Raw genomic sequence first — 13,678 nt, forward strand, 5'->3', positions numbered from 1 at the left:
CGTCCGGCCACCATCCCCCGCGACGCCCGGGCCCCGTTCGAACGGGCCGGGCGTCGCGGGGACGACCCCGCTCTTCACACCCCGCCGTGCCGCCGCGCCCGCGGCACCCGGTCAAGCGCTCAGGGGACTACGAGGGATGATCATGAGATCCGTACCACGGCGGCTTTTCCGCCCGTTCCGCACACCACGACGCAAAATCGCCCTGGCCACGGCCTCGGTGATGACCGCGACCCTGCTCCAAGGGGTCGCCGCCCCGGCACTCGCCGACGGCTGGCACCGGCCGGCACTGCCCGCCGCCGAGAAATCACTCGCCGGAGGCCCGGCGGGCAAGGCCCTGCCCCGCAAGGTCATGAAGACCCCCCGCACCCCGCAGCAGCCGCCGGCCACCGCCTGGCCGAAGCCCGGTGCGGCGACGGTGGACCTGTCGAAGACCCCGGCCGCGGCGGCGACGAGGTCCGCGTCCCGGGTCAAGGGCCTGCCCCTGACGCTCGACGCGCGCGTCAAGGGCGGCAAGAACGCCAAGAAGGCGGCCACCGGCACGGTCGCCGCCCGCGTCCTCGACCGCGCGTTCGCGCAGAAGGCCGGTCTGAACGGCCCCGCCTTCACGCTGCGTGCCGAGCGCCCGCAGGACGCCGGCCAGGTCCGGGCCGGGCTCGACTACTCTTCCTTCGCCGGTGCGTACGGCGGCGGTTACGCGGACCGGCTCAGGCTCGTCGAACTGCCCGCCTGCGTGCTGAGCACCCCGCGGAAGCCGCAGTGCCGGACGGCCGAGCCGGTCGAGACGGTCAACGACCCCGAGACCAGGACCCTGACCGCGAACGCGGTCACCCTCAGCGGCTCGTCGGCCACCGTGCTCGCGGCGGTCGCCGACTCCGCCGGCGGCCTGGGCGACTACAAGGCGACCTCGCTGTCCGCGTCCGCCAACTGGAGCACCGACCTCAACAGCGGTTCCTTCGCCTGGTCGTACCCGATGGCGGTGCCGCAGGTGCCGGGCGGCCTCGTGCCCAACCTCTCCCTGTCCTACTCCTCCGGTGGTGTCGACGGCCGCACGGGCAACACCAACAACCAGTCCTCCTGGGTCGGCGACGGCTTCGACCTGTCACCCGGATACATCGAGCGCCGCTACAAGGGCTGTTCCGACGACGACGTCAAGAACGCCGACGGCAACGAGCCCGGCGACCTGTGCTGGGGCTACGACAACGCGGTGCTGCAACTGAACGGTGCCGGCGGCGAACTGGTCCCGAACGGCACCAACTCCTGGAAGCTCAAGAACGACGACGGCACCAAGATCGACCGGATCTACGGCTCCACCGGTGACGTCCGCTCCAACGGCGCCCGCAACGACGAGTACTGGCGCGTCACCACACCCGACGGAACCCAGTACTACTTCGGCTACAACCGGCTGCCCGGCTGGGCGAGCGGCAGCGAGACCACCGACTCCGCCTGGACCGTCCCCGTCTACGGCGACGACACCGGAGAACCCTGCCACGCCACCGCCTTCGCGGACTCCTGGTGCCAGCAGGGCTGGCGCTGGAACCTGGACTACGTCGTGGACACGCACGGCAACGCCGCCGCGTACTACTACGACAAGGAGACCAACTCCTACGGCCGCAACCTCAAGGCCGCCGACGACACCCCGTACGTCCGCGGCGGCACCCTGGACCGCATCGAGTACGGCCTGAAGTCCACCGCCGTGTACTCGGCGAAGGCGCTCGCCAAGGTCGACTTCACCAGCTCCGAGCGTTGCATCCCGGACAGCGGCACCGACTGCTCCTCGATCACCAAGGACGCGTTCTACTGGTACGACACCCCCTGGGACCAGAACTGCGACGCCGGCAAGGACTGTGACAACGGCCGGCTCTCCCCGGTGTTCTTCACCCGCAAGCGGCTGACCGACGTCAGCACCGAGGTCCTGGTCTCCGGCGCCTACAGCAAGGTCGACGACTGGAAGCTCGCCCACCGCTGGGGCCAGGCCGACATCGACTACCAGTTGCTGCTCGACTCCGTCCAGCGCACCGGCCACGACAGCACGACCACGATCACCCTGCCGAAGGTCACCTTCGCCTACACCCAGCTCGCCAACCGGCTGGACAGGACGGGCGACGGCTGGGCCCCCTTCATCAAGGCCCGGCTCTCCACCGTCGCCGACGAGTCCGGTGGACAGATCGACGTCGGCTACTCGGCCCCGGTGTGCGACGCGGACGCGCTGCCCACTCCGGAGACCAACACCACCCGCTGCTTCCCGCAGTACATCGGAGGCAGCTCCACCACCGACCCCGAACGGCAGTGGTTCAACAAGTACGTGGTGGACACGGTCACCTCCACCGACCGCACCGGCGGGGCCCCCGACCAGGTCACGATGTACGACTACCTGGACGGCGCGGCCTGGCACTTCGACGACGCCGACGGCATGACCAAGGACAAGTTCAAGACCTGGTCCGACTGGCGCGGCTACGGCCACGTACGGGTCCGCTCGGGCGGTCAGGGGGGCGCCTCGGCCATGAAGTCGCAGGCCGACACCTACTTCCTGCGCGGCATGGACGGGGACCGCAGGACGACCAGCGGCGGCACCAAGGACGTCAGCGTCACCCTGGGATCCGGGGAGGGCGACCCGATCACCGACCACTCCTCGGCGGCGGGATTCGCCTACAAGACGGTCAACTACTCCGGCCCCGGTGGCAAGGTGCTCTCCAGGACGGTGAGCCGGCCGTGGCACAAGGAGACCGCGAAGAAGGTACGTGACTGGGGCACCGTCACCGCCGACTTCAGCGGCACCGAGAACACCAGGACCTGGACCTCCCTGGACGACGGGTCGGGCGCCGCCTGGCGGACCACGTCCACCACCGACACCTTCGATACGGCCACCGGCCTGGTCACCCAGACCGACGACTCCGGTGACACCAGCACCGCCGCCGACAACCAGTGCACCCGCACGACCTACGTGGCGGGCAGCGCCGTCCGCAACACCCCGGTGCGCGTCGAGACGGTGGCCAAGGAGTGCGACGCCACCACCAACCGCCCGGCCGACGTCCTCGCCGACACCCGCACCGCCTACGACGGCGGCGCCTACGGCACGGCGGCCACGAAGGGCGACGTCACCCGCGTCGCCAAGCTCAAGAAGTACGACGGCGGCACGGCCGTCTACCTCGAGTCGAGCTCAACCTTCGACTCCTACGGGCGCATGCTGACCTCCACGGACCTGACCGCGGACGTCACGGTCACCTCCGGCGGCACGCTCACCCGGACCCCCCGCGGCGACGGCCGCACCACCACCACGGCGTTCACCCCCACCACGGGCTTCGCCACCGGCACCACGGTCACCATGCCGCCCGTCACCCCGGGCGACAGCACCACCGCGACGAGCACCTCACAGACCTTCGAGGCGCTGCGCGGCCAGCCGCTGACCGAGACGGACACCAACGGCAAGGTCACCACCTACGCGTACGACGCCCTGGGGCGCAACACCAAGGTGTGGCTCCCGGACCGCACCACCGGCCAGACCCCGAGCTACGAGTTCACGTACACCATCACCGACGGCAAGCCGATCGCGATCGGCACGAAGACCATCGGCAACAGCGGCGCCCAGGACACCTCGTACGTCCTCTACGACGGCCTCCTGCGTCCCCGCCAGACCCAGGCTCCGGGGCCGGACGGCGGCACGCTCCTGACGGACACGTTCTACGACGAACGCGGCCTGACCACCAAGGAGTTCGCCTCCTACTACACCGCCACCACCGCGCCCTCCACGACCCTCTTCAAGCTCGACGACGCGCTGGGCGTGGAGACCCAGAGCCGGCACACCTACGACGGCCTCGGCCGGGAGACCGAGCTGAAGCACGTCGCCGGCAACGGCGACGGAGGCACGGTTCTCGGCGTCACGAGGACCATCTACGGCGGCGACCGCACCACGGTCATCCCGCCGGTCGGCGGCACCGCCACCACCACGCTGAACGACTCGCGCGGCCAGACCACGGAGGCGCGCCTGCTGCACAGCCGGGACGCCGACGCCGCCTACGACAGCACCCGGTACACCTACTCGCCGCGTGGCGAGATGACGAAGGTCACCGACCCGGCCGGCAACGCCTGGACCTGGACGTACGACCTGCTCGGCCGGCTCACCGACACCACCGACCCCGACAAGGGCGCCGGCCACACCGACTACGACGACCGCGGGCTGCCGACCACCACCAGGGACGCCCGAGGCACCGTTCTCGCCCATATCCATGACGGCCAGGGCCGCCAGACCGAACTGCGCGAGAGCTCCGCCACCGGCACCCTGCGCGCCAAGTGGGTCTACGACACGGTCAGCGGCGCCAAGGGGCACCTCGCCGAGTCCATCCGCTACAGCGGCGGCCAGGCGTACAGCACGAAGGTGCTCGCCTACGACCGGCTGTACCGGCCGCTGCGTACCTCGGTGACCATCCCCTCCACCGAGGGCGCGCTCCAGGGCACCTACCTGTCGGCGACCACGTACAACGCCTCCGGCACGGTGGAGGGCGTCGGCTACCCCAAGGCGGGTTCGCTGGCGGCCAACACCGTGGCCTACACCTACCAGGACGGCACGCTGCGGCCCATCGGGGTCAGCGGTCCGCAGAGCCTGGCCGGTTCGACGTCCTACAGCTACACGGGCAAGCCGCTCCAGTACTCGTTCGCCGCGGCCGGCGGCAAGGCGACGTACGAGACCAACACCTACGAGTGGGGCACCCAGCGGCTGGCCACCTCGAGGGTCGACCGTCAGGACATCGCGGGCGTCGACCAGTACAACACCTACAAGTACGACGAGGCCGGGAACGTCCTGTCCGTCTCCGACACCTCGCGCTCCGGCACCGACAACCAGTGCTTCACCTACGACTACCTGGGTCGCGCGACCGAGGCGTGGACGCAAGCCACCACGGCCTGCGCGAGTGCCCCCGCCACCGGTGTGCTGGGCGGCCCGGCCCCCTACTGGGACTCCTACACCTACGACGTGGTCGGCAACCGGCTCACCGAGACCGGGCACAGCACCACGGGCGGGCCGGACACCGAGCGCGTCTACAACTACCCGAAGCTCGGCTCGCACAAGCTGGCCTCGGTCGACAACACCACCGGAACCGTCAAGTCCACCGACAGCTTCACCTACGACGACATCGGCGACACCCACACCCGTCTGCTCGGCGACGGCACCTCCCAGACCCTGGACTGGGACGCCGAGGGCCATCTGGCGAAGGTCACCCAGCCGGTGGAGGGCGGCAGTGACAAGGTCACCGAGTACCTGTACGACGCCGACGGCAACCGTCTGATCGGCCGTACCCCGACCGAGACCACGCTCTATCTCGGCACCACCGAGGTCACCCTGCCGCAGGGCGCGACCGTGGCGAAGGGCACCCGCTACTTCGACCTCGGCGGCGGCCACCAGGCCGTGCAGAGCGACGACGGCAAGATCTCCTTCACCCTGGCCGACCACCACGGCACGGCCCAGTTGTCCGTCGCCGCCACCAGCCAGGCGCTCACCCAGCGCCGTACGAAGCCGTTCGGCGAGGTCCGCGGCGCCGAGCCGAACAACTGGCCCGGCACCAAGGGCTTCGTGGGCGGCACCGCCGACGCCACGACGGGCCTGACCCACCTGGGCGCCCGTGAATACGACCCGGCGACGGGCCGCTTCCTGTCGGTCGACCCGATCCTCACGGCCACCGACCCGCAGCAGATGCACGGCTACACCTACGCCGACAACAACCCCCTCACCTACTCGGACCCGGCGGGCACGGAGATCGGCTCCAAGCCCAACTCCTGCCAGTACGACGTCAAGTACTGCTCCAAGCATCAGCAGCAGGAAGTCGGCTACGACCCGAAGACGGGCACGTCCGACTTCTACCGGGGCAACATCTACAAGCGTCAGCAGGCCCGCCACCGGGCGTGGGTGGCGTCGAACACGCCGCTCACGAACGACATGGCCAAGCTGTCGGACTACTTCTCCCGGAGCATGATCGGGGAGTTCTCGGACGACTTCTGGGACAACCCGGTCTACGAGAGCGCCGAGAAGGGCAGCGCGTGCTACGGACGTGAGGGCTGCCGGCAGGCGTACAAGTACATCCTCGACAAGGGCGACGACGCCGATCCGGCGGTGGCCAAGGAGATCGCCGCCACCTACTGCGCCTACCACGCCGCCCAGTGCGACGACGAGGCCAAGGCGGTGGCCCGCGGCAAGGTCATCAAGGGCATCATCGGCGAGGTCCTGCTGGCGTACCTCGGCGGAGCGGCGGGTGCGGAACGCCCACGCCCCTGCAACAGCTTCGTGCCCGGCACCGAAGTCCTCATGGCCGACGGCACCACCAAGCCCATCGAGGACATCAGGACCGGCGACAAGGTCCTGGCCACCGACCCGAAGACCGGCCGCACCACCGTCGAGACGGTCACCGCCGAGATCACCGGCAAGGGTCTGAAGCACCTGGTCGGGATCACCCTGGCCATCGAGGTCGACGGCAAGAAGCTGACCGCTTCCGTCACCGCGACCGACGGCCATCCGTTCTGGGTGCCGGAACTGGGCAAGTGGGTCGACGCCACCGACCTCACCGCCGGTGAACTCCTCAGCACCTCGAAGGGAACCGAGGTACGGATCGCGGCGGTCCTCCGCTGGACCGACCGGGCCACGGTCCACAACCTCACCATCGCGAACCTGCACACGTACTATGTGCTCGCCGGCACAACGCCGGTGCTGGTGCACAACGACAGCACTGTTCCTGGGTGGGCTGCGGACGAGCTTGCCAGGATTAAGGCCGGGCAGGGGACCCCACGCACGGTAAGCCCCACGGATCCTACTCAAAAGCTTTATCAAGGGCGCGAATCGGCGAGGCACGCGGCCAAGTGGGGTCCTCACGCGCAGTCGGGTTTCCAGGGCTCGCGCGAATGGGAGGTTCCCGGGAAGGGTAATACATACAGGATCGTCGGTCCGAACCGCTTTGGGGAGTATGGCTACACGGACCCGATAGTCAAGTACAAGAAGATCACCGTTATTCCTTCCTGTTGATTCGACGTGTTCTCGGTGGAAGGAGGGCGACGTTGTTGGTGAAATATTCTGTCCGGTTCGAGGAAAGCGACGCATTCGTATTCGCTTGCGATCTGGAAGGGTTTTTTGTCGGGCGCTACAGCGACGACGACTTCGGCGCGTTCCTTGAAGCCGAGAACGCCCGAGTCACCTTCAGGCTTGTGCGGCCGACCCTGGACGCGCCGATCGAGACGCTTAGGGGTGACATCGAGGTCCTTGTCCTCGACACCGAAGGTCGGCCCATGGGGCGCTACCCACTGTGGGGCGCCACGCTAGTAGTCGGAGATACGCCGGAATATCTAGTCGTCACGGCACAAACGGGGTTGCCTCCGCATGCCGAGGCCCGCAGGCTGTGGGACAGGTTCCGCGTTTCCCAACCGCGGCGTGGCGAATGGTGCACGCTTCAGGTCGGATCCCGTGAAGCATGGCTAGAAGTAGCCGGGCTCAGGTACGCCGAATCTGCTTCTAAGGGGGAGTATTCGGTTCCCCCTCGGGAGGTTGTTATGGGAGGTGATGACATCGAGGATGTCGCGAGCTTCTTCTGTGCGATTGGTGAGGCTTTCCGTGGCCCGGGAGGGTATATCGGGCAGAGTTTTACCGAATTGGAAGAGTCTCTCGAGGATTATCTCCAAGGCGCTCCGGTTCGGCTGATTTGGCAGAATATTTCCGTCGCGCGTTCTTCCTTGTCTGCAGTAATGGATATTACTGGCGGGCCAATTTCCAAATTCGATCTACTTCTTGAGATTCTGTCGCAGAATGATGTTGACGTCATTCCTGGATAGTGCACGTGCCTCCTGGGGGCATTCACCGGACTTGGTCTGGCACGTTGCCGTAGAAACTCACGTCAAGATCGGAACGGGTCGAAGGGCGAGCGCACAAAGTCCCAGCTCACAACTCTGATGGCCACAAAGGAGCCCCACCGAATTTCTTCTCGGTGGGGCTCCTTGCATGCCCTGACGGCAACGTCAGCGGACGGGTGCTGCACAAAGTGGCGGTTCGTCGCCGTCGTCGGGGGCGGCCTCTGAGGGCTTGCCAAGGGTGCGGCCGAGAAGGTCGATGGCGTCGCGCTGGAGGCGCAGGCGGACGTGGGGGTAGACGGTGGCGGTGACGCCGATGTGGGCGTGCCCGAGGAGTTCCTCGATGACGTGAGTTCGACGCCTTGTTCCAGGAGGAGGATCGCGGTCGAGTGGCGGAGGTCGTGGAGTTCGCCCTTGCGCAGTCCGGTGCGGAGGGCGAGTTCGAACAGTGCGCGGAGGCGGTGGCCCTGGGCGGCGGTGAGCAGGGTGCGGGCTTCGTCGGCGGTGAGGGGTTCGAAGCGGCGGGGCGGGGTGTGCCGTTGCGGGCGAAGTTGCGCGGGATCTCGTCCTCTCGGACGGCGTGCTCCAGGGCGGACTTGAGGACGGAGTAGATGTAGGCGAGGGTCAGCGCGGAGTCGCTTGTCGCAGCATGTGCTGGTCGCGCAGCAGCGGGGCCGGTTGCGGGTGGCGTCGAGGCTGCGGGCGCAGCACTGGCAGGTGGTGCGGAGCTGGTTTAGCCATGTGCGCACGTCTTTGGCGGCGAGCGTGGCGAGCTTCTTGTTCTCCCTGCGGGAAGTCCAGGAGCACGTCTCGGCGATGCTGTCGGCCTACGAGACCGTCTCGAAGGAGGCGGGAATCGAGCTGCCGTACGTGCGCTGACCCATCGGGTCGAAGAAGAAGCTCCCGGCGGGGAAAGCCGCCGGGGGCTTCTTCCGGTCCTACAGGTACTTCTTCAGCTCCCGCCGTGCCAGTGAGCGCTGGTGCACCTCGTCCGGGCCGTCGGCGATCATCAGGGTGCGGGCGCCCGCGTACAGCTCGGCCAGCGGGAAGTCCTGGCTGACGCCGCCGGCACCGTACAGCTGGATCGCCCGGTCGAGGATGTCGACCACCGCGCGCGGGGTGGCGATCTTGATGGACTGGATCTCCGTGTGCGCGCCCCGGTTGCCGACCGTGTCCATCAGCCAGGCCGTCTTCAGCACCAGCAGCCGCAGCTGCTCGACGGTGACCCGGGCGTCAGCGATCCAGTTGTGGACCACGCCCTGCTGGGCCAGCGCCTTGCCGAAGGCGGTGCGGGCGACGGCCCGGCGGCACATCAGCTCGATCGCCCGCTCGGCCATGCCGATCAGCCGCATGCAGTGGTGGATACGGCCCGGACCGAGGCGGGCCTGGGCGATGGCGAAGCCGCCGCCCTCCTCGCCGATCAGGTTCGACACCGGCACGCGCGCGTGGTCGAAGACCACCTCGGCGTGGCCGCCGTGCGAGTGGTCCTCGTAGCCGAAGACCCGCATGGCGCGCTTGACCGTGACGCCGGGGGTGTCGCGCGGGACGAGCACCATGGACTGCTGACGGCGGGGGTCGGCGCCGTCCGGGTCCGTCTTGCCCATCACGATGAAGATCTTGCAGTCCGGGTTCATCGCCCCGGAGATGTACCACTTGCGGCCGGTGATGACGTACTCGTCGCCGTCCCGCTCGATGTGCGTGGTGATGTTCGTGGCATCGGAGGACGCCACCTCCGGCTCGGTCATCGCGAACGCCGAGCGGATCTCACCGGCGAGCAGCGGCTCCAGCCACTGCTTCTTCTGCGCCTCGTCGCCGAACTGCGCGAGCACCTCCATGTTGCCGGTGTCCGGCGCGGCGCAGTTCAGCGCGGTGGGCGCGAGGTGCGGGGAGCGGCCGGTGATCTCGGCGAGCGGCGCGTACTGGAGGTTGGTGAGGCCGGCGCCGTACTCGGCGTCGGGCAGGAAGAGGTTCCACAGGCCCTGCCTGCGCGCCTCCGCCTTCAGTTCCTCCACCACGGCCGGGGTGTCCCACGGCGAGGCGAGCAGGGCGCGCTGCTCCTCGGCGACGGACTCGGCCGGGTAGACGTGCTCGTCCATGAAGGCGAGGAGCTTGGCGCGCAGTTCCTCGGTGCGGGCGTCGAACGCGAAGTCCATGTGGATCAGCCTTCCTGAAGACCGTCGTGGAGCGTGGTCAGGCCGTGCTCGATGAAGACGGGGACGAGTTCGCCGATGCGGTCGAAGCCGCGGCCGACGGTCTGGCCCAGCGTGTAGCGGTAGTGGATGCCCTCCAGGATCACCGCGAGCTTGAACCAGGCGAACGCGGTGTACCAGGAGACGGCCGAGACGTCGCGCCCGGAGCCGGCGGCGTACCGCTCGATCAGCTCGGCGGGCGTCGGGTGGCCCGGGGCCTCCGCGGTGGTGGAGACGGGCGACTGGGGCAGGCCGAGCGGCATGCTGTACATCACCAGCAGGCCCAGGTCGGTCAGCGGATCGCCGAGCGTCGACATCTCCCAGTCGAGGATCGCCTTGATCGTGTCGTCCTCGCCGATCAACACGTTGTCGAGCCGGTAGTCGCCGTGCACGACCGCCGGGGCGGGGGAGTCGGGCAGCTCCCGGCCGAGCGCCGCGTGCAACTCGTCGATCCCGGCCAGCTCGCGACTGCGGGAGGCGTCCAACTGCTTTCCCCAGCGCCGAAGTTGCCGGTCCAGGAACCCCTCCGGGCGGCCGAAGTCCGCCAGCCCCACCTCGGCCGGGTCGACCGCGTGCAGTCCGACGAGGGTGTCGACGAGCGAGAGCACCGCGTTCCGGGTGCGCTCGGCGCCGAGGGGGACGAGTTGGTCGGCGGTGCGGTACGGGGTGCCCGTCACGAACTCCATGACGTAGAAGGGCGATCCGAGCACCTCCTCGTCCTCGCAGAGCAGCACCGGGCGCGGCACCGGCACCGCCGTCGGGTGCAGGGCGCTGATCACGCGGTGCTCGCGCTTCATGTCGTGCGCGGTGGCCAGGACATGGCCGAGCGGGGGACGCCGCAGGACCCACCGCGAGGCGCCGTCCGCGATCTCGTACGTCAGGTTCGACCGTCCGCCCTCGATCAGCCGGCCGGTGAGGGGGCCGTGCACCAGACCGGGGCGCTCGCGGTCGAGCAGTCCGCGCAGCCGGTCGAGATCGAGTCCGGGCGGATGGTCGGGGCTCATACATCGCTCCTACGGGCGGGTGAACGTGACCCGACTCATGATGCCGACCGGTCGGTATGTCGTCCAGTGGGTCGGCCGAAGGTGATCGGGGCCACGATAGGCCGACGGCTCCCCGCGGGGGTTCGCGGGGAGCCGTGGAGGACGACATTCCGTCGCCGGGCTGTCGGCAGGCAAGCAGCCGAGTAGTCGCGCAGACGGGTGGTCGAGCAGTCGGGGCGATGAGGATGAGGGGCCAGGGGGGCGGTCAGCCCGCGTCAGGTCAGTGGTCGTCCCAGTGCCCGTCGTGCTCGGCGTGCCGGTGGCCGTCGTGGAGGTAGTCGACGTGGTCGCCGTGCCGCACGCGCGCGTGGCCGCAGTTCTCGTCGTGCCGGTGGTCGTGGCCGGTGTGCGCGGTGTGCCCGCCGGGCTCGCACTCGTCCCAGTGCCCCTCGTGCTCGCGGTGCAGGTGGCCGTCGTGGGCGTAGTCGACGTGGTCGCCGTGCTGTAGGCGCGCGTGGCCGCAGTCCGCGCCGTGGGCGTGCGGGTGGGAGTCGTGTTCCTGGTGCAGGGTGGTCATGGTGCTCACCTTCGAGGTACGGGTGGAGACGACCGACAGGCTGCCACGCGAACGCCGCATATCAGGGCATCCGGCTTGCGTGGCGTCCGGGGACCCCCGAGGGTCGGTCCCATGAAGGGCATCAGCTACAGCCGGTACGGCGGTCCCGAGGTCATGGAGTACGGGGACGTGCGCGACCCGAAGGTCGGGCCCGACACGGTGCTGGTCAAGGTCCGGGCGGTGAGCGTCAATCCGGTCGACTGGAAGTGCCGTGAGGGCCACCTGGACGGGATCCTCGACACCGTCTTCCCGGTGGTCCCGGGCTGGGACGTCTCGGGCGTGGTGGTGCAGCCCGGCATGTCCGTCCCGGAGTTCTCGGTCGGCGACGAGGTCATCGGCTACGTGCGCGAGGACTACCTCTGCCGGGGCACCTTCGCCGAGTACGTGGCCGCCCCGGTGCGCACCCTCGCCCGTAAGCCCCGCAACTTCTCGTTCGAGGAGGCCGCGGGGCTGCCCCTGGCCGGACTGACCGCCTACCAGGTGATCACGAAGGTGCTGGAGGTGAAGCGGGGTGAGAGCGTCCTGGTGCACGCGGCGGCGGGCGGTGTCGGCTCGATCGCCGTCCAGCTGGCCCGCCACCTGGGCGCCCGGGTGATCGGCACGGCCAGCGAGGCCCACCACGACTTCGTGCGCGAGCTGGGCGGGGAACCCGTCACCTACGGCGAGGGCCTGGCGGAACGGGTGCGCGCCCTGGCCCCTGACGGGGTGGACGCGGCCTTCGACACCGTCGGCGGCGACACGACGAAGATCTCCGCGAACCTTCTGGCCCCCGAGGGCCGGCTCGCGTCGATCGCGGACCCGGACGTCGTCGACTACGGCGGCCGCTACTGGTTCGTGCGCCCCGACGCCGGTGACCTCCTGCGCCTGACGGAACTGGCCGAACAGGGTGTGATCACGGTTCATGTGACACGGACGTTCCCGCTGGAACGCACGGCGGAGGCCCACCGGCTCAGCCAGGAAGGGCACACCCGGGGCAAGATCGTGCTGACGGTGGAGTGGGACACGGACGGCGACTAAGCACCCGGACCGCCCGTCCGCGGCCTGATCCACACCACCGGTCCGGTCCTGGTGGCCTGACCCGCACCGCCGGTCCTAGACGACCAGCGCCGTCGCGCACAGCGCCAGGGCGAGCGTGCACAGGACCGCCGCCGTCGCGTGACGCGGGGCCAGTGCCCGGGGACGGGGGGCGTCGAGGGCGCGTACGCGGTGGTGCGCGAGGAGGAGGAAGGCCAGCCAGAGGGCGCAGCACAGGACGCAGGCCGCGATGCCGGCGGCCGTCGGGCCGCGGTGCAGGCAGGCCTTGACGGCGAGCACCGCGGCCACGGTGCTCGACAGCGTCGTACGCCGCCAGGCGAGCCGCGTGCGCTCGGGCTGAAGCCCGGGATCACGCTCCGGCCGCGCGCCGGGGCCGGGGCCGGTCTCGGGGGACGGTGTGGCGCCGGGGGGTGGTGCGGGGCCGGTCTCGGGGGACGGCGTGGCTCCGGGGCGTGGTGCGGGGTCAGGGCCGGGGGGTGGTTCAGGGGTGCGCTCGGGGGAGGGGATGGCGTCCGGGCGTGGTTCCGGGGTCGGTCCGGGGGAGGGCGTGGCGTCGGTCATCCGTCCCATCCGACCAGGACGACGATCACCATGGCGACGGCCACCACCGCGACGACCACACCGAGCAGCGCCGGGAAGCGCGTCGCCGGCAGATCCTCGCCCCGGCGCATCGCCCGCTCGCAGCGCACCCAGTGGTCGACGGCGCGCAGGGAGCACAGCGCGCCCGCCGCGAGCAGCGCCAGCGCGAGTCCGACCCGCCAGCCCCAGCGCAGGTCCGGCAGGAACTGGTCCACCGCGAACCCGCCGCCGATCAGCGCGAGGGCGGTGCGCAGCCAGGCCAGGAAGGTGCGCTCGTTCGCCAGCGAGAACCGGTAGTCGGGCGTACCGCCCTCCTCGCGGATCTGCTGGGGGGCGAACCACAACCGGACGTTCCGTGCGAACTCGATCACGCGCAGGACACTACCGGGGGTCCGTCCGGACGGCGCTCCCCTGGTCGCCCCGGGCTCGACACCCGACCCCGGTACCGGGGGGCGCCC

The 13,678-nt window shown here is 69.6% G+C and carries 7 protein-coding genes and 2 pseudogenes; 3 read left to right on the forward strand and 6 right to left on the reverse strand.

Annotated elements, in window-relative coordinates:
• The first annotated feature begins 220 nt into the window (after positions 1–220).
• Both ACWCQK_RS30695 and ACWCQK_RS30700 read left to right on the forward strand, forming a co-directional pair.
• On the forward strand, positions 221–7,003 hold the full coding sequence (locus ACWCQK_RS30695; RefSeq protein ID WP_451160472.1) for a polymorphic toxin-type HINT domain-containing protein: 6,783 nt from the start codon (positions 221–223) through the stop codon (positions 7,001–7,003).
• A gap of 38 nt (positions 7,004–7,041) precedes the next feature.
• Positions 7,042–7,803, forward strand: coding sequence for a hypothetical protein (locus tag ACWCQK_RS30700; RefSeq protein ID WP_451160474.1), 762 nt, complete (start codon positions 7,042–7,044; stop codon positions 7,801–7,803).
• A gap of 183 nt (positions 7,804–7,986) precedes the next feature.
• On the opposite strand, the pseudogene ACWCQK_RS30705 reads toward ACWCQK_RS30700, so the two are convergent.
• From ACWCQK_RS30705 to ACWCQK_RS30720, 4 genes and pseudogenes are all read right to left on the reverse strand, one after another.
• Positions 7,987–8,597 (reverse strand): annotated as a pseudogene (locus ACWCQK_RS30705) (tyrosine-type recombinase/integrase); the annotation flags it as partial.
• A 159-nt stretch (positions 8,598–8,756) separates the two neighbouring features.
• On the reverse strand, positions 8,757–9,971 hold the full coding sequence (locus ACWCQK_RS30710; RefSeq protein ID WP_451160476.1) for an acyl-CoA dehydrogenase family protein: 1,215 nt from the start codon (positions 9,969–9,971) through the stop codon (positions 8,757–8,759).
• A 5-nt stretch (positions 9,972–9,976) separates the two neighbouring features.
• Entirely contained in the window at positions 9,977–11,011 is a 1,035-nt protein-coding gene (locus tag ACWCQK_RS30715) for a phosphotransferase family protein (protein WP_451160478.1), read from the reverse strand.
• Between the two features lie 259 nt (positions 11,012–11,270).
• Positions 11,271–11,567 (reverse strand): hypothetical protein, encoded by a 297-nt coding sequence (locus ACWCQK_RS30720; protein WP_451160480.1) that lies wholly within the window; start codon positions 11,565–11,567, stop codon positions 11,271–11,273.
• Positions 11,568–11,678: 111 nt separating this feature from the next.
• Between ACWCQK_RS30720 and ACWCQK_RS30725 the strand changes: the two genes are divergently transcribed.
• Positions 11,679–12,623 carry an NADP-dependent oxidoreductase gene (locus ACWCQK_RS30725; RefSeq protein WP_451160482.1) on the forward strand — a complete coding sequence of 315 codons (945 nt, stop codon included), beginning with the start codon at positions 11,679–11,681 and terminating at the stop codon, positions 12,621–12,623.
• Between the two features lie 75 nt (positions 12,624–12,698).
• On the opposite strand, the pseudogene ACWCQK_RS30730 reads toward ACWCQK_RS30725, so the two are convergent.
• Together ACWCQK_RS30730 and ACWCQK_RS30735 are read right to left on the reverse strand one after the other, a co-directional pair.
• Positions 12,699–13,007: pseudogene (locus tag ACWCQK_RS30730) on the reverse strand (DUF202 domain-containing protein); the annotation flags it as partial.
• 191 nt (positions 13,008–13,198) lie between these two features.
• Positions 13,199–13,591 (reverse strand): YidH family protein, encoded by a 393-nt coding sequence (locus ACWCQK_RS30735; RefSeq protein WP_451160484.1) that lies wholly within the window; start codon positions 13,589–13,591, stop codon positions 13,199–13,201.
• Positions 13,592–13,678 lie beyond the last annotated feature (87 nt).

This window comes from Streptomyces sp. NPDC002306 (genome assembly GCF_053593435.1).